This window comes from Halomonas caseinilytica, assembly GCF_001662305.1.
GTDB lineage: Bacteria > Pseudomonadota > Gammaproteobacteria > Pseudomonadales > Halomonadaceae > Halomonas > Halomonas caseinilytica.
In genome coordinates, this window is sequence record NZ_BDEP01000003.1 from 1 (window position 1) to 18,380 (window position 18,380).

The 18,380-nt window shown below is 64.2% G+C and carries 17 protein-coding genes; 5 read left to right on the plus strand and 12 right to left on the minus strand.

Annotation, left to right across the window (positions count from 1 at the left end; translation table 11 throughout):
- Positions 1 to 82 precede the first annotated feature (82 nt).
- Together pssA and ilvC are read right to left on the minus strand one after the other, a co-directional pair.
- Entirely contained in the window at positions 83 to 919 is an 837-nt protein-coding gene (pssA, locus tag A9O65_RS01750) for a CDP-diacylglycerol--serine O-phosphatidyltransferase (protein ID WP_064700211.1), read from the minus strand.
- 138 nt (positions 920 to 1,057) lie between these two features.
- Positions 1,058 to 2,074, minus strand: a complete 1,017-nt coding sequence (gene ilvC / locus A9O65_RS01755; protein ID WP_064700210.1) for a ketol-acid reductoisomerase — start codon at positions 2,072 to 2,074, stop codon at positions 1,058 to 1,060.
- Positions 2,075 to 2,264: 190 nt separating this feature from the next.
- On the opposite strand from ilvC, the gene ilvY reads away from it, so the two are divergent.
- Complete coding sequence (gene ilvY, locus A9O65_RS01760) at positions 2,265 to 3,155, plus strand: HTH-type transcriptional activator IlvY (protein WP_064700209.1); 891 nt, start codon at positions 2,265 to 2,267, stop codon at positions 3,153 to 3,155.
- 87 nt (positions 3,156 to 3,242) lie between these two features.
- A complete protein-coding gene (locus A9O65_RS01765; RefSeq protein WP_064701186.1) occupies positions 3,243 to 4,250 on the plus strand; it encodes a zinc-dependent alcohol dehydrogenase family protein in 1,008 nt (335 codons plus the stop codon).
- Between the two features lie 80 nt (positions 4,251 to 4,330).
- Here A9O65_RS01765 and ilvN read toward each other — a convergent pair whose 3' ends face one another.
- The 5 genes from ilvN to rluD form a co-directional block, all read right to left on the minus strand.
- Positions 4,331 to 4,822 (minus strand): acetolactate synthase small subunit, encoded by a 492-nt coding sequence (gene ilvN, locus A9O65_RS01770; RefSeq protein ID WP_064700207.1) that lies wholly within the window; start codon positions 4,820 to 4,822, stop codon positions 4,331 to 4,333.
- A complete protein-coding gene (locus tag A9O65_RS01775) occupies positions 4,822 to 6,546 on the minus strand; it encodes an acetolactate synthase 3 large subunit (RefSeq protein WP_064700206.1) in 1,725 nt (574 codons plus the stop codon). The genes ilvN and A9O65_RS01775 overlap by 1 nt, the downstream gene beginning before the upstream one ends.
- A gap of 533 nt (positions 6,547 to 7,079) precedes the next feature.
- The gene (gene clpB, locus A9O65_RS01780; protein WP_064700205.1) at positions 7,080 to 9,662 is read right to left on the minus strand and encodes an ATP-dependent chaperone ClpB; all 2,583 of its coding nucleotides are present in this window, start codon (positions 9,660 to 9,662) and stop codon (positions 7,080 to 7,082) included.
- A 210-nt stretch (positions 9,663 to 9,872) separates the two neighbouring features.
- On the minus strand, positions 9,873 to 10,628 hold the full coding sequence (gene pgeF / locus A9O65_RS01785) for a peptidoglycan editing factor PgeF (protein WP_064701187.1): 756 nt from the start codon (positions 10,626 to 10,628) through the stop codon (positions 9,873 to 9,875).
- Positions 10,625 to 11,584, minus strand: coding sequence for a 23S rRNA pseudouridine(1911/1915/1917) synthase RluD (rluD, locus tag A9O65_RS01790; RefSeq protein WP_064701188.1), 960 nt, complete (start codon positions 11,582 to 11,584; stop codon positions 10,625 to 10,627). The genes pgeF and rluD overlap by 4 nt, the downstream gene beginning before the upstream one ends.
- A gap of 161 nt (positions 11,585 to 11,745) precedes the next feature.
- Here rluD and A9O65_RS01795 point away from each other — a divergent pair, with 161 nt between their 5' ends.
- Positions 11,746 to 12,558 carry an outer membrane protein assembly factor BamD gene (locus tag A9O65_RS01795; protein ID WP_064700202.1) on the plus strand — a complete coding sequence of 271 codons (813 nt, stop codon included), beginning with the start codon at positions 11,746 to 11,748 and terminating at the stop codon, positions 12,556 to 12,558.
- Positions 12,559 to 12,663: 105 nt separating this feature from the next.
- Here the strand turns inward: A9O65_RS01795 and A9O65_RS01800 are convergent, their stop codons facing one another.
- Positions 12,664 to 14,295, minus strand: coding sequence for an NAD+ synthase (locus A9O65_RS01800; RefSeq protein WP_064701189.1), 1,632 nt, complete (start codon positions 14,293 to 14,295; stop codon positions 12,664 to 12,666).
- Positions 14,296 to 14,405: 110 nt separating this feature from the next.
- Here A9O65_RS01800 and A9O65_RS01805 point away from each other — a divergent pair, with 110 nt between their 5' ends.
- The gene (locus A9O65_RS01805; protein ID WP_064700200.1) at positions 14,406 to 14,663 is read left to right on the plus strand and encodes a PP0621 family protein; all 258 of its coding nucleotides are present in this window, start codon (positions 14,406 to 14,408) and stop codon (positions 14,661 to 14,663) included.
- A gap of 22 nt (positions 14,664 to 14,685) precedes the next feature.
- Here A9O65_RS01805 and thiO read toward each other — a convergent pair whose 3' ends face one another.
- Positions 14,686 to 15,789 carry a glycine oxidase ThiO gene (thiO, locus tag A9O65_RS01810; protein ID WP_064701190.1) on the minus strand — a complete coding sequence of 368 codons (1,104 nt, stop codon included), beginning with the start codon at positions 15,787 to 15,789 and terminating at the stop codon, positions 14,686 to 14,688.
- 97 nt (positions 15,790 to 15,886) lie between these two features.
- On the opposite strand from thiO, the gene A9O65_RS01815 reads away from it, so the two are divergent.
- Complete coding sequence (locus tag A9O65_RS01815; protein ID WP_064701191.1) at positions 15,887 to 16,441, plus strand: GspH/FimT family pseudopilin; 555 nt, start codon at positions 15,887 to 15,889, stop codon at positions 16,439 to 16,441.
- Positions 16,442 to 16,459: 18 nt separating this feature from the next.
- Here the strand turns inward: A9O65_RS01815 and A9O65_RS01820 are convergent, their stop codons facing one another.
- Genes A9O65_RS01820 through A9O65_RS01830 form a run of 3 tightly spaced genes read right to left on the minus strand, consistent with a single transcriptional unit; the run spans position 16,460 to position 18,377 of the window.
- Positions 16,460 to 17,494, minus strand: coding sequence for a pilus assembly PilX family protein (locus A9O65_RS01820; RefSeq protein WP_064701192.1), 1,035 nt, complete (start codon positions 17,492 to 17,494; stop codon positions 16,460 to 16,462).
- Positions 17,491 to 17,979, minus strand: a complete 489-nt coding sequence (locus tag A9O65_RS17315) for a PilW family protein (RefSeq protein ID WP_064701193.1) — start codon at positions 17,977 to 17,979, stop codon at positions 17,491 to 17,493. The genes A9O65_RS01820 and A9O65_RS17315 overlap by 4 nt, the downstream gene beginning before the upstream one ends.
- A complete protein-coding gene (locus A9O65_RS01830) occupies positions 17,976 to 18,377 on the minus strand; it encodes a prepilin-type N-terminal cleavage/methylation domain-containing protein (protein WP_064701194.1) in 402 nt (133 codons plus the stop codon). Before A9O65_RS01830 ends, A9O65_RS17315 begins: the two co-directional genes overlap by 4 nt.
- Between the last annotated feature and the right edge of the window lie 3 nt (positions 18,378 to 18,380).

An 18,380-nucleotide genomic window follows, 5' to 3' on the forward strand; every position in this document is an offset into this window, starting at 1 on the left:
CGGGTGTGGATAACCCAAACCCCGGGCCGGCGACGAAAACGCCCGCTCGCGGCGGGCGTCTCGGTTCGACATGCAGGCTCCGTCAGGTCTTCCGGCGTGGCTCACGCAGCTTGCGCAGTACGGCCAGCACAGGGCCCGAGGCAACATAGGTGCCAAACAGCAACAATAGCATCAGGGAAGGTTCGATGGAGATGACCACGAACCCCAGCACGATGGCCAGCAGCATGACGAAAGGCACCGGCCCCTTGAGGTCGATATCCTTGAAACTGTAGTAGCGGATGTTGCTGACCATCAGCACGCCGGCCGCCCCGACGAGGAACAACATCCAGAGCTTGAAGCCAAAGGCCTCGGCATCGAAGCTATGGAAGGTCCAGACACTCGCTGCCACCACGGCGGCAGCCGAGGGGCTGGGCAGGCCGATGAACCATTTCTTGTCGACACTGCCGAGCTGCACATTGAAGCGCGCCAGCCGCAATGCCGCACAGGCTACATAGAGAAAGGCTACCACCCAGCCGGTCTTGCCGACGTCTTGCAGAATCCAGATAAAGGCGACGAGCCCGGGGGCGACGCCGAAGGACACCATGTCGGAGAGGCTGTCGTATTCGGCACCGAAATCGCTCTGGGTATTGGTAAGCCTCGCGACCCGACCATCCAGGCCATCGAGCGCCATGGCAATGAAGATCGCGATCGCCGCGGACGTGAAGTCGCCATTGATGGCGGCCACCACGGCAAAGAAGCCGGAAAACAGCGCCGATGTCGTGAACAGGTTGGGCAGCAGGTAGATCCCCCTGCGCTTCACCTTCTTGCCATCCTCCAGCGCTTCCTCGACCACCTCCGACTCGCGCACGAAGGTCGCGGCCAGATCCTCGTCATTCGATTCACGTCTATCACGCTCGCCGTTGCTGGGGTCCTGGCTCATCTGTGTCTTCCGTTGTGACTGAAGGTATCGCCCATTCTACACACAGCAACCGGGATGGCTCACGACTCATCGCATCCAAAAACGCAACGGGGGCGCGGATAACCGCGCCCCCGTTGTGCTGTCACCCGAACGGATCGATCAGTTCTTGCTCTTGTCGACCAGCTGGTTGGCGGCGATCCAGGGCATCATGCCCCGCAGCTTCTCGCCGACCTGCTCGATCGGGTGCTCGGCGTTCAGACGACGGCGCGCCGTCATGGAAGGATAGTTGCTGTTGCCTTCGTTGATGAACATCTTGGCATACTCGCCGGTCTGGATGCGCTTGAGGGCATTGCGCATGGCCTGGCGAGACTGCTCGTTGATGACCTCGCCACCGGTGACGTACTCGCCGTACTCCGCGTTGTTGGAGATGGAGTAGTTCATGTTGGCAATGCCGCCCTCGTACATCAGGTCGACGATCAGCTTGAGCTCATGCAGGCACTCGAAGTAGGCCATCTCCGGGGCATAGCCCGCTTCGGTCAGAGTTTCGAAGCCAGCCTTGACCAGCTCCACGGCCCCGCCGCACAGCACCGCCTGCTCACCGAACAGGTCGGTCTCGGTTTCGTCCTTGAAGGTCGTCTCGATGATGCCACTGCGGCCACCGCCGATGGCTGCAGCATAGGACAGGGCCAGTTCCTTGGCGGTGCCGGAGGCATCCTGCTGGATCGCGATCAAATCCGGAATCCCGCCGCCGCGGGTGAACTCGGACCGCACGGTGTGGCCCGGCGCCTTGGGCGCGATCATGATCACGTCTAGGTCGGCACGCGGCTCGATCTGGTTGTAATGGATGTTGAAACCATGAGCGAAGGCCAGGGTCGCGCCTTCCTTCAGATTGGGCGCGATCTGCTGCTCATAGATGGCCTTCTGGTACTCATCGGGGGCCAGCAGCATCACCACGTCGGCAGCCTGGCAGGCATCTTCCACGGTGGCGACCTTCAGGCCGGCGGCTTCCGCCTTGGCGGCGGAGGATGAACCCGGGCGCAGCGCGACGGTCACGTCGACGCCGGACTCCTTGAGATTGTTGGCGTGGGCGTGGCCCTGCGAGCCATAGCCCACGATGGCGACCTGCTTGGCCTGGATGAGGGAGAGGTCGCAGTCCTTATCGTAATAAACGCGCATGTCGGGCTCCTGGAGATCGTAAAAAGGCGATTGTGTCAGCGTCGATGGCCACCCGCGCCGTCTTGTGCGGCGCTGGGAGAATTCGTTGGGCTCTCGGCCCCGTCGATGGGTCGACTTTACGCCAGGGGCCCGCGTTGCGTAAAACGCTATATTTGCAATACCACATCCCGATATGTGAAATAATAGATGCATGGACATGCGCCCCCTGAAACATTTTCTGACGCTTGCCGACACTCTGCATTTCGGCCGCGCCAGCGAAGCGTGCCACGTCAGCCCCTCGACGCTCTCGCGCTCCATCCAGCAACTGGAGGAGAGCCTGGGTGTCAGGCTGTTCGAGCGCGACAACCGCCATGTGGCCCTGACCCGCCAGGGACACAGCTTTCACGCCTACGCCCGGGACACCCTGGAACAGTGGGAACAACTGCGACAGTCGCTGATGCGCGACGCCCATGTGCTGACCGGCGAGATCAGCATCTACTGCTCGGTCACCGCCAGCTACAGCTTCCTCTATGACCTGCTCAGCGAATTCCGCACCCGTTATCCGGGCATCGAGCTGAAGCTGCACACAGGCGATCCCGCTCAGGCCATGCCTCGAGTGCTGGCCGGCAACGAGGACATGGCCATCACCTCGCGTCCCCGGCAACTGCCCGAGGGCCTCGCCTTCAAGTCGCTGACCCGTTCGCCACTGGTGTTCATCGCGCCACACGATGCGCATGAGTGGGTACCGGCCGACCCGCGCACCCCCAGCGCAGAACAGTGGCGCAATGTGCCGATGGTGCTCTCCGAGTCCGGGCTGTCACGGGAAGTCAGCAACACCTGGTTCAAGGCACTGGGCATCTCGCCCCGGATCTACGCCCAGGTGGCCGGCCACGAAGCGATCGTCAGCATGGTTGGCCTGGGATTCGGTGTCGGCGTGGTGCCCCGCATCGTGCTGGAGGCCAGCCCACTGTCGGAGCGCGTGCGGATCCTGCCGGTCAAGCCGGAGCTCCCGCACTATGATGTCGGTCTCTGCGTGCTCAACCGGCGCCTGCGGAGTCCGCTCATCCAAGCACTCTGGGACGAGGTCGCGGAACGGGGTTGAACGCGCCGGCCAGCTTGCCGCTACCGGCAAAGGGCTCCAGACTGTTACCGTTAGTGAGCTAACCACTACCCCGAAATGGAGGCTCCCATGAAGGTCATTTCCCTGGCCAGTCCCGGCGGACTGGATCGACTCCGCCTGCAAGAACACGACGCTCCCGGCGCCCCGGGGCCCGGCGAGATACGTGTCAGGCTTCACGCCAGCTCGCTCAACTTCCATGACTATGGCGTGGTCAGCGGCGCCATGCCGACCGCCGACGGGCGAATTCCGATGTCGGACGGCGCCGGCGTGGTCGACGCCATCGGCGAAGGCGTCGATGCCTTTGCCGTGGGCGATTCGGTGGTATCCACCTTCTTTCCCGACTGGCTGACCGGGCCCGCCGAGGTCGGCGACTTCAAGACAGTGCCAGGTGATGGCGTCGACGGTTACGCTCGAGAGCTAGTGGTCTGCCCCCAGACCTGCTTCACGCATGCCCCCCGGGGGTACAGTCATGCTCAGGCGGCGACGCTGACCACGGCCGGCTTGACCGCCTGGCGCGCCCTGGTGGTGGAAGGCGGCCTCAAGGCCGGCGATACCGTGCTGGTGCTGGGAACGGGCGGCGTCTCGATCTTCGCGCTGCAATTCGCCAAGGCCATGGGGGCCACCGTCATCGCCACCTCCTCATCGGACGACAAGCGGGAACGGCTCGAATCTCTGGGCGCCGATCACACCATCAATTACCGCACATGCCCCGAGTGGGGAAGCCGGGTGAAGGAGCTCACCGCCGGACGCGGCGTGGACCACATCATCGAGGTCGGCGGCCCCGGCACCCTCGCCCAGTCCATCGAGGCCGTGCGCATCGGCGGTCATATCTCGCTGATCGGCGTGCTGACCGGCCGCGGCGGCGACGTCCCCACGGCCAAGCTGATGGCAAAGCAGGCCCGCCTGCAAGGCGTCATCGTGGGCAGCCGGGCCCACCAGCAGGACATGATTCGCGGCATCGAAGCCCTCGGCATCGAACCGGTCATCGATCGACACTTCGCGCTCGATGATATCGCCGAAGCCTTCCGCCACCAGGAATCCCAGCAGCACGTCGGCAAGATCTGCCTGGACATCTGAGCCCGCCTCACGACACCGAGAAACGAAAAAGCCGCCCGGAAGGGGCGGCTTGCATGACGGCTGTCGTATGCCAGCGACGATCAGAGCGACAGGACCTTGTCGCCTCGGGCAATGCCCGAGACGCCGGTACGCGCCACTTCATGAATGCCCACCGGCGCCATGGCCTGCAGAAAGGCATCCAGCTTGTCGGCATCGCCGGTGATCTGCACGGTGTACAGGCTCGGCGTCACGTCGACGATCTGCGCACGGAAGATGTCCACGGTGCGCTTGACCTCGTCACGCGCCGCCCCCAGCGCCTTCACCTTGACCAGCATCAATTCGCGCTCGATATGGCTGCCTTCGGTGAGGTCCACCAGCTTGACCACGTCGATCAGCTTGTTGAGATGCTTGGTGATCTGCTCGATGACCCGATCATCGCCCACCGTGGTCACGGTCAGCCGGGACAGGGTCTCGTCCTCGGTGGGAGCGACGTTGAGGGTTTCGATATTGAAGTTACGTTGGGAAAACAGCCCCACAACGCGAGACAAGGCGCCCGGTTCGTTTTCCATCAGAATCGAGATGATATGGCGCATCAGCTCCGCTCCGTCTTCGAAAGCAGCATGTCACGCATGGAGCCCAGAGGCACCTGCATCGGATAGACGTGCTCGTGCGGGTCGACCATGACGTCGAGGAACACCAGCTCGTGCTTGTCGGCAAAGGTCTTCTCCAGTGCCGGCTCGAGTTCCTCCATCGTCTCCACCCGCAGCGCGGTGAAGCCATACGACTCGATGAGTTGCTGGAAATTCGGCAGTGACTCCATGTAGGAGTGCGCGTGACGGGACTTGTAGTTGAGGTCCTGCCACTGGCGCACCATGCCGAGCGACGCATTGTTCAGGTTGATGATCTTCACGCCACCGCCGAACTGCTTACAAGTCGACAGCTCCTGCATCATCATCTGGAAGCTGCCCTCGCCGGTCACGCAGACCACCTGCTCATCGGGGAAGTTCTGCTTGATGCCCATGGCGGCCGGAAAGCCAAAGCCCATCGTCCCGAGCCCACCCGAGGTAATGAAGCGATTGGGCTTGTCGAACTTGTAATACTGGGCCGCGAACATCTGGTGCTGGCCAACGTCGGTCGTGACATAGGCCTCGCCCCGGGTCTGCCGGCAGACCGCCTCGATGACTTCCTGAGGCTTGATCGGCTCGCCGGGTTTCGACGGCTCGTAGAGCTTGCCACGTCGCTCCTCGCGCCAGCCCTCGATGGTCTGCCACCACTCATTCAGCGCCTCGGGGTCGGCGATTTCCCGACCCTGCAGCAGGCTGATCATCTCGTTGATCACGCTCTGCGCGGGACCGACGATGGGCACGTCCGCACGCACGGTCTTGGAGACCGAGCTAGGATCGATATCGACATGGATGATCTTGGCCGTGGGACAGAACTTCGAGGTGTTGTTGGTCACCCGGTCGTCGAAGCGCGCCCCGATGGCGATGATCAGGTCGGCATGGTGCATCGCCATGTTCGACTCATAGGAGCCGTGCATGCCCAGCCAGCCGAGGCATTGATCGTCGCTCTGCGGGAAGGCGCCGATGCCCATCAGGGTGGTGGTGATGGGATGCCCCAGCCGCTTGACCAGATCGGTCAGGCCTTCGCAGGCACGCCCGGTGACCACGCCGCCCCCGGTGTAGAACACCGGGCGGCGCGCCTTGAGCATCAGCTCCACGGCTTTCTTGATCTGGCCGGTATGGCCGCGCGCTACCGGATTGTAGGAGCGCAGCTTGACCTTCTTCGGATAGACGTATTCGTGCCGCTCGGTGGGCGTGGTCATGTCCTTGGGAATGTCCACCACCACCGGACCGGGGCGACCGGTCGAGGCCAGATAGTAGGCCTTCTTGAGGACTTCCGGGATCTCGGACGGATGCCGGATCGAGAAGCTGTGCTTCACGATCGGCCGTGTCACGCCGATGATGTCGGTTTCCTGGAAGGCATCATCGCCGATCAGGTGGCTCATCACCTGACCGCACAGCACCACCATCGGAATCGAGTCCATGTAGGCGGTGGCGATACCGGTGACGGCATTGGTGGCGCCGGGGCCCGAAGTGACCAATACCGTACCAGGCTTGCCCGAAGCCCGGGCATAACCATCGGCAGCATGGGTGGCGGCCTGTTCATGGCGCACCAGGATGTGCTTGACCTTGTCCTGGCGAAACAGGGCGTCATAGATATGCAACGCCGCGCCGCCCGGATAGCCATAGATATATTCGACGCCCTCATCCTGCAGGAAGCGGGCGATCATGTCCGCGCCGGAAAGCAATTCCACAGATGTTTCTCCCCTGGAGGTCTCGAGTGCAATTCGTGCCTGTCGGGGCACGAGTTCGAGTGCGGCGGTATGCCGCTGCCGGACGCGCCGGCACCTGATGCCAAACCCTGGCGTATTGAGGCCCGGTTAGGGCCAGCACTCTCTCGGGAACGCCGATTCACTGCTGCGCTCGCGACATGAATCAGCCATTCCCTCTCGCGGCGGATCACCGCGTCGGGGCATTGGCCAGGTCGGGCGGTTGGCCCGGACCCGGTAGTCCTTCGGCGGGTAGAGGCCCTTGGCCTACCCTTCGCGCGGGAATGGGGGATCGCCCGCTGGAGTCCGCGCCCGTATCAGGAACCGTCAAGATTCCAATAGCGGTCGCGGAGTGTCAACCTTGGACCTCCCCACCTCTGGCCATCACCGCCTGAGATTCCCCGCAACACCATGAAAAAACGCCCGCCCGATCACATGGATCGGACGGGCGTACAAGGTCAGGACACGACCTTCATCATCAAGGTAGTCGACACCGGGCAAGCCGGCAGCGTTCCCCCTCAGTGACGGAAGACCAGTCGCTCTCCCTCGGCCTCGACATGGATCGTCTCGCCGGGCGAGAAGTGGCCGGCCAGCAGGTCCTGGGCCAGCGGATTCTCGATGCGACTCTGGATCGCCCGCTTGAGCGGCCGGGCACCGAAGACCGGATCGAAGCCGGCCGTGGCCAGCTGCGCCATGGCGTCGTCCGACACCTCGAGCGCGAGGTCGTGCTCGGCCAGGCGACCACGCAGGCGGTCGAGCTGAATATCGGCGATGGCCCGGATCTGCTCCTGCTTGAGAGCATGGAAGACCACGACCTCATCGATGCGATTGATCAGCTCCGGACGGAAGTGATTGCCCACCACTTCCATCACCATGGACTTCATCTGCTCATAGTCGCTGTCGTCGCCACCCATGCGCTGGATGATGTCCGACCCCAGGTTGGAGGTCATCACGATCACCGTGTTGCGGAAATCCACGGTGCGTCCCTGTCCATCCGTGAGTCGACCGTCCTCAAGCACCTGCAACAGAATGTTGAAGACATCGGCGTGCGCTTTTTCCACCTCGTCGAGCAGCAGCACGGAGTAGGGCTTGCGGCGCACGGCCTCGGTCAGGTATCCGCCCTCCTCGTAGCCGACATAGCCGGGAGGCGCCCCGATCAGGCGCGCCACCGAGTGCTTCTCCATGAACTCGGACATGTCGATGCGCACCATGGCCTCTTCGGTATCGAAGAGGAAGCCGGCCAGCGACTTGCACAGCTCCGTCTTGCCCACCCCGGTGGGCCCGAGGAACAGGAAGGAGCCATTGGGCCGGTTGGGGTCGGCCAGGCCAGCCCTGGAACGCCGCACGGCATTGGATACCGCGTTGACCGCCTCATCCTGGCCGATCACCCGCTCGTGCAGCGCCTCTTCCATGCGCAGCAGCTTGTCACGCTCGCCCTCGAGCATCTTGGCCACCGGGATGCCCGTCCAGCGCGAGACCACCTCGGCGATCTCCTCCTCGGTGACGTTGGAACGCAGCAGACGATGCTCCGAGGTATCGGCCTCCTCGTCGCTGGTCTCGGCGATCTTGCGCTCGAGTTCCGGAATCACGCCGTACTGCAGTTCGGACATCCGCCCCAGGTCGCCTTGCCGGCGCGCCTGCTCGAGGTCGATCCGCGCCCGGTCGAGCTCGTCCTTGAACTGGGCGGCCCCCTGGATGCTGGCCTTCTCGGCCTTCCAGATCTCGTCCAGGTCGGCGTATTCCCGCTCGAGCTCGCCAATCTGCTCCTCGAGGCTCTCGAGGCGCTTGCGCGACGCCTCGTCGGTTTCCTTCTTGAGGTGCTCGCGCTCCATCTTGAGCTGAATCAAGCGACGGTCGAGACGATCCATCTCCTCCGGCTTGGAGTCGAGCTCCATGCGAATCCGGGAAGAGGCCTCATCGACCAGGTCGATGGCCTTGTCGGGCAGCTGGCGGTCGGTGATGTAGCGCGTGGACAGCTTGGCGGCGGCGATGATGGCACCATCCGTGATATCGACGCCATGATGCACCTCGTAGCGCTCCTTGAGGCCACGCAGGATGGCGATGGTGTCCTCCTCGGTCGGCTCGTCGACCAGCACCTTCTGGAAACGGCGCTCCAGGGCGGCGTCCTTCTCGATGTGCTGACGGTACTCGTCGAGCGTCGTGGCCCCCACGCAGTGTAGCTCGCCGCGCGCCAGCGCCGGCTTGAGCATGTTGCCGGCATCCATGGCGCCCTCGGCCTTGCCGGCACCCACCATGGTGTGCAACTCGTCGATGAACAAGATGACCCGGCCCTCTTCCTCGGCCAGTTCCTTGAGCACCGCCTTCAGGCGCTCCTCGAACTCGCCGCGGAACTTGGCACCGGCCAGCAGGGCGCCCATGTCCAGAGACAGCACGCGCTTGTCCTTGAGACCTTCCGGCACCTCGCCATCGACGATGCGCTGTGCCAGCCCTTCGACGATGGCCGTCTTGCCCACGCCCGGCTCGCCGATCAGCACCGGGTTGTTCTTGGTGCGACGCTGCAGCACCTGAATGGTCCGGCGGATCTCGTCATCGCGACCGATCACCGGATCGAGCTTGCCATTGGTCGCGCGCTCGGTGAGGTCCAGAGTGTACTTGCCCAGCGCCTCGCGCTGGTCCTCGGCATTGGGATCGTCGACCTTGGCGCCGCCCCGTACGCCATCGACGGCGGTTTCCAGCGCCTGGCGCGACAGCCCGGCCTGGGTCAGCACCTTGCTCACGGCGTGGCGCATCTCGAGGGCCGCCAGTAGTACCAGCTCGCTGGCGATATACTGATCGCCACGCTTCTGGGCCTCGCGGTCGGTCAGATTGAACAGCTTGACCAGATCCCGGGACGGCTGTACCTCGCCATCGAACTCGGCCACGCGCGGCAGGTCCTCGAGGTGCCCCACCAGGCCATCACGCAACCGGGCGGCATCGCCCCCGGCCTTCTGTATCAGCGATTTGACGCCAGTATCGCTGGCATCCAGCAGCGCCAGCAGCAGATGGCCGGGCTCGAGCTGGTTGTGCCCATGCCCCACGGCCAGGGACTGGGCATCCGCCACGGCGTTCTGCAACTTGGCGGTGAACTTGTCGAAACGCATTCGCTTTCCTCCATCGGGGTAACGGCGCGGTCGGACGCGCCACTTGACCCTGTCAATGTATCTTGACACAAGAGATGGAGTCTGATCGGACGGTTTTCAAGTCAGCTGGAAGGCAACATGAAACCCGCAGTCCCTGGGTCAAGGTTTTTCTTCAAGCTTCCAGCTTACGTCCGCTAAGCGGACGATCTTCCATCTCCCGGCGAAGCCGGGCTAGCGAAGCCAGATCATGCTGGCCATGCGGCCGGTCACGCCGTCGTCACGACGATGGGAGTAGAAACGGGATTCACAAGCCGTGCAGAAGTGCCCGCCGCTGATATGAGAAACGCCGAGCCGTTCGAGTCGCAGGCGCGCCAGCTTGTAGAGATCGGCCATGTAGTGACCGAGGCGGTAAGGGCTGGGATCGAACGCCTCCAGCGCCTCAGGTTGCACGGCGACGAAGGCCTGGCGGACTTCCGGGCCGACCTCGAACTGGGCGTTGGAGATCGCCGGCCCCAGCCAGGCCATCTGCGTCTCGGCCGGCACGCCCAACGCCGCCACGGTGGCCTCGAGCACGCCGCCGGCGAGGCCACGCCAGCCGGCATGGGCCACCGCTACCCGCTGCCCCTCACGATCACAGAAGAACACCGGCAGACAATCGGCGGTGAGTACCACGCAGGCATAGTCTCGATTCCGGGCGACGGCCGCATCCGCTTCCGGCGCATCATCGGCGAAGTGCTGTTGCACGCGCCCGCCATGCACCTGCGTCAGCCACAGCAAGGGACGATCATCGCCGATCACCTTGTTCAACTGACGACGACATAGCGACACATGATTCGGATTGTCGCCGACATGCTGGGCCGGATTGAAGGCGGCAAAGGCGTCCTGGCTCGGACCGGTCTCCCGCGTCGTGACACAGGCAGCCACCGAGTCGGGCGCCGGCCAGTCGGGGCGCACCAGCGTCGGGTGGAGGTCGAGGGCGTCACTCATCGCATCGTCTCCCGGTCGTCACGGAGGAAATCGAGCAACATCAGCAAGTCGTCCGGGAGTGGCGCCCGGAAGGTCATGGTAGCGCCGGTCGTCGGATGCACGAAGGCCAGCTTGCGAGCATGCAGCGCCTGGCGCGGGAACTCGCGCAGCACCTCCTTGAGCGACTCCCCGGCCCCGGCGGGCAGCTTCAAGCGTCCCCCGTAGACCGGGTCACCGACCAAGGGGTATCGCAGGTGCGCCATGTGCACCCGAATCTGGTGCGTCCGCCCGGTTTCCAGTCGACAACGCACATGCGTATGTGCCCTGAACCGCTCGATCACTCGGTAGTGTGTCACCGCAGGCTTGCCGGAAGCATTGACCGCCTGGCGCTTGCGATCACGCGGATGGCGGCCGATCGGCGCATCCAGGGTGCCCCCCGATGTCATCGTGCCGACGGCCACGGCGTCGTATTCCCGGGACACGGTCCGCGCCTGGAGTTGCTCGACCAGAGCGGTCTGGGCGACCAGCGTCTTGGCCACCACCATCAGGCCACTGGTGTCCTTGTCGAGCCGATGCACGATGCCGGCCCTCGGCACCGCGGCAAGCGAGGCACAGTGATTCAGCAAGCCATTGAGCAGGGTACCGTCGGGATTTCCGGCAGCCGGGTGAACCACCAGGCCGGGTGGCTTGTCGATGACCAGAACGTCGTCATCCTCGAAGACCACTTCCAGGGGAATGTCTTCGGGTTCGAAACGGGCATCGTCTTCGAGCTCGGCCACGAGTGCCAGCGCCTCGCCGCCATGCACCTTGTCCCTGGGCCTGGCAGGCCCGCCGTCGACGGTCAGCGCCCCCTCCTTGATCCAGGCCTTGAGCCGTTCCCGGGAGAAATCGCTGAACAACTCGGCGGCTGCCTGATCGAGGCGTAGGCCCGCCATGCTGTCGGGAATGCGTTGATGGGCATCGAGGGTCTGTGACATGAGATCGTCAAGGGTCCGTCTGGGGGAGTGGAGCGCTACCCGAAAAGCGTTGGTGCATCACGGCGCCTGATGACTGCGTTTTGCCGCAAGGTGCTTTATAGTGGGCGGATTCAGGCCGATTCTAGCACGGCCGCCCAGGGTTGTTTGACACGAGGATCACGATGCGCGTTATCACGACCGGTACTCGCCTGGCCGCCATGCTGTTGGCGACCGCCCTTCTGGCCGGCTGTGCCAGCACCAAGGAAGAAGAACAGGCTCCGGATGTCGCGGAGGACCAGTTGTATCAGGAAGGTCGCGCCGCACTGGAGGAAGGCAACTATGTCACCGCCGTCAATCGACTGGAGGCCATCGATACTCGCTATCCCTTCGGCGATCACGCGGAACAGGCCCAGCTCGAGCTGATCTATGCCTATTATGAGACGAGCGATTGGGAAGCCGCCCGTGCTGCCGCCAGCCGCTTCATCCGCCTGCACCCCGATCACCCTCAGGTCGACTACGCCTACTACATGCGTGGCCTCGCCGCCTGGGAGGCCGGCCGGTTCAGTCTCGAGTCGCTGCGTCTGATCGACCTCTCCAAGCGTGACCTCGGGGCCAGCCGTGATGCCTACTCCGACTTCCGCGACCTGATCCAGCGTTACCCGAACAGCCAGTACGCGCCGGATGCGCGCCAGCGCATCGTCTATCTGCGCAACCTCCTGGCCCGGCACGAGCTCGAGGTGGCCGACTTCTACTTGCGCAAGGGCGCCTACCTGGCCGCCGTGAAGCGCGGCCGCTGGGTCATCGAGAACTACCCCGAGGCACAGAGTACCCGCGACGCGCTGGCCGTGATGGTCGAGGGCTATCTCGGCCTGGACATGCCGGAACGTGCCAAGGAAAGTCTCCGCGTGCTGATCAAGAACGCCCCGGATCACGAGCGTCTCGACGGCCGCACCTTCGACCCGCGCTACGTCAAGGCCGACCCGATTTCGGTCTAAAGCTGGAAGCTGGAAGCTGGAAGGCAGCATTAGTCCGACAATTGCAGGATCAAGCTTTTTCTTCCAGCTTCCAGCGGCGAAGCCGCGCTCTTCAAGCTTCCGGCCTCACTCCCCCGGCTGCCAGCCGTTGACGATGGGATAACGCCGGTCGCGGCCGAAGCCTCGACGAGTCACGCGAACCCCCACCGGTGCCTGACGGCGCTTGTACTCACAGCGGTCGACCAGGCGCACCACCTTGTAGACATCGTCATGGTCGAAGCCGGCGGCGATGATCGCCTCGGCACTCATGTCCCCTTCGATGTAGCGCACCAGAATGGCATCCAGGGTGTCGTAGTCGGGCAAGGAGTCGGAATCCTGCTGATCCGGTGCCAGCTCGGCGGAAGGCGGCCGTTCGATGACGCGCTCGGGGATCGCCGGGTCCTGGGTATTGCGCCAGCGGGCCAGACGATAGACCCAAGTCTTGTAGACATCCTTGATGGCATTGTAGCCGCCCACCATGTCGCCATAGAGCGTGGCATACCCCACCGCCATCTCGCTCTTGTTGCCGGTCGAGAGCACCATGAGGCCTTTCTTGTTGGAGAGCGCCATCAACAACACGCCACGGCAGCGCGATTGCAGGTTCTCCTCGGTGGTATCACGCTCGGTGCCGGCGAAACTGTCGGCCAGCGTGTCCATGAAGGCATCGACCATCGACTCGATGGGCAGCACCTCGTAGTCGACGCCCAGCATCCGGGCCTGCTCGGCGGCATCTTCCTTCGAGATATCGGCAGTGTAGTGATACGGCATCATCACCGCATGGACGCGCTGCGGCCCCAGGGCATCCACCGCGATGGCCAGCGACAGGGCCGAGTCGATCCCACCGGAAAGGCCCAGCACCACGCCCTGAAAGCCACTCTTGTTGACGTAATCGCGCAACCCGGTGACTAGCGCGCAATACAGGTTCTCCTCGGCGCAGACCTCCTCATCGATCTCTCCTGCACTCGGCACCCAGCTGCCCTGCTCGCGCACGAACTGGACCGGCATCAAGCCGACTGCCCAATGCGGCGCCTGCACGCGCAGCTCGCCATCGGCACCGACACAAGCCGAGCCCCCATCGAACACCAGCTCGTCCTGGCCACCGATCTGGTTGACATAGACGATCGGCAGGCCCACGTCGCGCGCGCGTTGCTCGAGCAGCGCCAGGCGCTCGGTGGGCTTGTCCTGGTGGAAGGGTGACGCATTGAGCGTCACCAGGATATCCGCCCCGGCCTCGCGGGCTTGTCGGACGGGCGATTCTTCCCAGATGTCCTCGCAGATCAGCACACCAAGCTTGGCCCCCTTGTGCTCGACCACCAGGGGCGCATCGCCCACCGCAAAATAGCGCTGCTCATCGAAGACCTCATAGTTGGGCAACGCCTGCTTGGCATATTCACCAATCCACTCGCCGTTATAGAGCACGCCGGCCAGGTTCCAGTTGCCTCCCTCGCGTCGTCCCGGATAGCCGACGATCACCATCACGTCGCGCGCCACCTTCTCGGCCATGCGCGCCCGAGCATGGCGCAGTCGCGTCTCCATGGAAGGGCGCAGCAGCAGATCTTCCGGCGGATAACCGGTCAGGAAGAGTTCGGGCAGCACCACGATGTCGGCACCATGCTCGATGCGTGCCTCGCGTACCGTCTCGATGGCCCGCTCGGTATTGCCGGGGATATCCCCCACCAGCGGGTCCAACTGGGCCATCACCAACGTCAGGTCTTGCATGGGCGTAGAAATCTCTCGAGAATCCATCGATACCGACATTGTCCCGCAAGGGCGGCCCACTCGCAAAGCCGGCCGCCTCGAACGCCCTCTTTCAGGGAGCCGTCCACAGGATGAACCTCTTGCTGATCCGCCTGATCATTTTCGCCGTGCTGTTCTTCGCCGGCCTCAAACTCTATCGCATGTACCGCGAGTGGAAGCGTGATCGGGATGCCGACGAACAGGACACTACGGCGGGCAACCCGATGGTGCGCTGTGCCTGGTGCAAGGTGCATCTACCGGAGAGCGATGCCCTGCGCGAAAAGGGTGAATGGTTCTGCTCCTCGGACCACCGCGACAAGTATCTCGCCGAGGATACCTCGGAGAAATGATTCAGCTCCGGGAAGCTCCCGTTCACGCGCCTTTCAAGCGACCACCCGTCAACCGATAGGGTGTCGGGTCCAGAATGGGCTCCCGGCCCAGCAGTTCGTCGACCAGCAGATGCGTCGAGGCTGGAGCCAGTACCAGCCCATTGCGATAGTGGCCGGCGTTCACGTGCAGGTTGTCAATGCCCGGCACCGCGCCGATGAAGGGCACACCATCTGGCGACCCCGGTCGCAATCCTGCCCAGTGATGCTCCACCTCGCAGTCGGCCAGTGCCGGTACGATACGTGTCGCCGACGTCCATAGCGAGTCTTTCGCCGACGCACAGAGCGATTTGTCGAACCCGGTTTCTTCCAGAGTCGAGCCCGCCAGCACCCGACCATCGGCTCGAGGGATGACATAACGCCCGTCCATCAGCACCACACGCCGTACCAGCCCGGGCGGCGCCTTGAACAGAATCATCTGCCCCTTCACTGGCCGTATCGGGAGTGTCACACCGACCGTCGCCATCACTTCGGCGGCCCAGGCACCGCCACATACGATGACCTGGTCACCATGCAGCTCGCCCGCTGGCGTCTCGACCGCAACGACACGACCGCCCCGCTCGCGCAGGTTCGTGACTTCGCAATGCTCGCGCAGCGTGACTCGCGGCATGTCATCCAGGCGCGCGCGAAGCGCCTGGGCCAGTCGCGGATTACGGATGCTGCCAAGGGTCGGCATCCACAACGCGTCCGAAAAACCGGGCGCCGCCTCGGGTTCCTTGTCGTACAGAAACGTGTCGGACACCCGCTCGAGAGGCTTGCCGACCTCCCTCGCCCAGCTCATGGCGGCCTGCTCATCGTCGACACGCAGATACACAAGGCCCTTCTGACGATACTCGGGGTCCACGCCCGTCTCTTCCAGCAGGCGTAGCGAGAGTTCCGGATAACGCCCCTCCGACCAGGCGGAAAGACGCGAGATCGGCGCACCGTGGCGCCACGGATAAAGAGGGGAGACGATGCCACCGCCCGCCCAGGAAGCTTCACGACCGCACTGGCCACGTTCGACGAGGGTGACCGAATGACCGGCATCGGCCAGGTGCAGGGTCGTCATCATGCCAATGACGCCCCCGCCAACAACGAGAAAATCACTCACGAGACTTGTCCGAGTTCGCCTACGGAAAGAATGCGACATCCGGCTAACTTGATAGCACCCACAACCTGGCTCGGGGAAACACGAGGCGGGAGATCACATGCGACCGGAGCGCATCACGGAGACTTACCATACCGGCATACCGGATAGCCTGGCAAAGCCGCGCCAGGCCGGCCTGACACTTCTCGAACTCTGCGTGGTGACGGGCATCCTGGCCTTCACCGTCGCCTGGACGGCGCCCAGGCTGGACGGCTTCATGGCACGCAACGAAGTGACCTCGGATGTCATGCGACTCAAGGAAGTCCTGGCGACCGCCCGCAATGCCGCCATCATCAGGCGCACGGTCATCACCGTCTGCCCCAGCCGGGACGGTCGACGCTGCAGCGATGACTGGACCATGCCGCTGAGCATCCTGCAGGGAGAGGTCGACCTGCCACCGAGCCAACGCACTCTCCTCGGCCGGCGAAATGCCAGCCAGGTGCCGGCCATCGCCTACCGGCTCGATCATCGCCCCGTCCGCTACCAGCCTACCGGGCACGCCACGGGACACAACGGCACCTTTCGCCTCTGTGGCCGACGCGGCGAAGGGGCCTCGGTCATCGTCAGCAACTTCGGCAGAGTCCGGGTGGTCGATACCACCCCGCCGACGTGCTAGTGCCGGATGTCGACCGTGTCACTCCCAGCTCAACAGACGTTTCTCACGGGGCGCATGAGGCAGTACCGGCTCACCCACAAGATGCGCCAGTGCCCCGCTCGCCTGGATATCGCCATGTGCGATGATGGCCCCCTCCAGTGTCGTTCCCGGCGCCAGTTCTGCATCGCCCGCCGACATGAGCCAGCCTCGGACGATTCCCGGCGCCTCGAGACGAATGTCGCCCCCCGAGAGCACAGCCACATCCACAGCTGACGCTCGCCCGATCTCGCCGGACAGGTGGGCATCGTCCCGAGCGACGAAGGCGGCATTGTGGAAGCGGGCCGCCGCCCCAATTTCCAGCCGGCCCTCACAATGGTAGACGCGCCCGCCGAGATCACCGCTTTCCTCGAAACGACAGTACGGTAGACCGTCCTCATCGGAGCCCACCGCCAACGACACAGCGCCCTCCGGTGGCGAGGTATCGGTATAGGGAATCCTGACGCGCTCGCCCTCATCCTGAGCCGCATTGCCATGTATCCGGCTCGCCGATGCCCTCCCTTCCCCGGTCGCGACCTCGCCACCGGCCAGCAGGACATAGCGGGAAAACAGTTCGGCAAGGCGCGAAAAGACCACCGCGACTCGTACCGGCTCGCTCGACGCCAGGACACGGCCGCCGCCCTCCATCACGGCCCCCATGGCCACGACGAGATGACGCCGGGATGCCTCTTCGACATAGCGATAGGCGCAGCGCCGTGGAGCGGCACAGTCAGCGAGCCTGGCCGGCTCGCCCTGGAAATGCGAGGGATCGAGAAACTCGTGCCAGGTCATCGATTCGGACATTTCTTGAGACGACTCGACGGTGATGTCGCCGGGCCCGCTCAAGGCCGCCCAACCCCGCGAGGCGGCAACCTCCGCCGCCATCCCGGCCTGCACCGATGCCTTGAGGTTGCCCGCCAGGCGCTCCGCGGTCAGCGACGAACGCAGCCCGGCCGTCCCCAGCATCGCGGCCATGGCCAGCAATACCAGAACGATGGGCAATGCCATCCCCGCCTGCGGCATCGCGCTTTCCCTCATGATCCCCGTTCTCCTGGCGACGACGACCCGGCATGCCGCACCGCCGCTTCGCGGTCCATGGCATGGAGCACCAGCGGATTCACACCACCGAGCGGCCTCAAGGTGATCCGATACAGACCGGCCCTGCCCTCCACATCCGCCCGAATCGGCTCGCTCGCCGCACAACTTCCGGCCGTCGCGGCCAGGCCGTCCACCAAGGGTTCTCCCGCCACCCTGTCGTGGAGGGCACATCCTTCACCATCGGTGGCGTCGCGCAGCTCGTATCGCCCCGGCTCCACGCCTCCGCGCCGGATATCGCGCAGCAGAAACAATGCCCCCAGGGTCACGGCTTCCTGGCGCTCGCCAAGCTCGTCCACGCGAATCAGGTTCTCGACCCCATCCAAGTACAGGCGCCCGGCTCCCAGCAAAACGAGCATGCCGACCGCCAGGGCCACCAGCAGCTCGACCAGCGACACCCCACTCTCGACGACACGCCCCGCCATCATGGGGATTCACCGGGCAGCCGGGTGGTATAGACGAAGGATGTCTCGCTCTCATCCACCAGGCGTGATGCCTCCCATTCGAGAGTCACCACATAGGTGCAGTCATCGCCATCCGGCTCGACGCGGCCCCGCAAACCGGGAATCCAGGCACGCCAGCGAGCCTCCCAGCGCGCGGCTTCGCCCCCCAGGCCAGGACACCTGCCGGCCTCGAGACGCGACCACAGCAGCTCGACGGCGTCCTGTGCCGCCAGAGAGGCCAGTCCACGCTGATAACCAGCATGTGCGCCACGCAGGGATTCAAGCTGGACCGTGGCCATGCCCAGCAGCCCAACCGAAAGCACCAGCAGCGCCACCAAGGCCTCCAGCAGCGTAAACGCTCGCTGGGATCTCGCTATCGTCATGAT

Bases quoted from the DNA above. Each gene is read 5' to 3' on its own strand.
- pssA (WP_064700211.1), bottom strand. From the start codon at position 919: ATGAGCCAGGACCCCAGCAACGGCGAGCGTGATAGACGTGAATCGAAT.
- ilvC (WP_064700210.1), bottom strand. From the start codon at position 2,074: ATGCGCGTTTATTACGATAAGGACTGCGACCTCTCCCTCATCCAGGCC.
- ilvY (WP_064700209.1), top strand. From the start codon at position 2,265: ATGGACATGCGCCCCCTGAAACATTTTCTGACGCTTGCCGACACTCTG.
- A9O65_RS01765 (WP_064701186.1), top strand. From the start codon at position 3,243: ATGAAGGTCATTTCCCTGGCCAGTCCCGGCGGACTGGATCGACTCCGC.
- ilvN (WP_064700207.1), bottom strand. From the start codon at position 4,822: ATGCGCCATATCATCTCGATTCTGATGGAAAACGAACCGGGCGCCTTG.
- clpB (WP_064700205.1), bottom strand. From the start codon at position 9,662: ATGCGTTTCGACAAGTTCACCGCCAAGTTGCAGAACGCCGTGGCGGAT.
- pgeF (WP_064701187.1), bottom strand. From the start codon at position 10,628: ATGAGTGACGCCCTCGACCTCCACCCGACGCTGGTGCGCCCCGACTGG.
- rluD (WP_064701188.1), bottom strand. From the start codon at position 11,584: ATGTCACAGACCCTCGATGCCCATCAACGCATTCCCGACAGCATGGCG.
- A9O65_RS01795 (WP_064700202.1), top strand. From the start codon at position 11,746: ATGCGCGTTATCACGACCGGTACTCGCCTGGCCGCCATGCTGTTGGCG.
- A9O65_RS01800 (WP_064701189.1), bottom strand. From the start codon at position 14,295: ATGCAAGACCTGACGTTGGTGATGGCCCAGTTGGACCCGCTGGTGGGG.
- A9O65_RS01805 (WP_064700200.1), top strand. From the start codon at position 14,406: ATGAACCTCTTGCTGATCCGCCTGATCATTTTCGCCGTGCTGTTCTTC.
- A9O65_RS01815 (WP_064701191.1), top strand. From the start codon at position 15,887: ATGCGACCGGAGCGCATCACGGAGACTTACCATACCGGCATACCGGAT.
- A9O65_RS01820 (WP_064701192.1), bottom strand. From the start codon at position 17,494: ATGAGGGAAAGCGCGATGCCGCAGGCGGGGATGGCATTGCCCATCGTT.
- A9O65_RS17315 (WP_064701193.1), bottom strand. From the start codon at position 17,979: ATGATGGCGGGGCGTGTCGTCGAGAGTGGGGTGTCGCTGGTCGAGCTG.
- A9O65_RS01830 (WP_064701194.1), bottom strand. From the start codon at position 18,377: ATGACGATAGCGAGATCCCAGCGAGCGTTTACGCTGCTGGAGGCCTTG.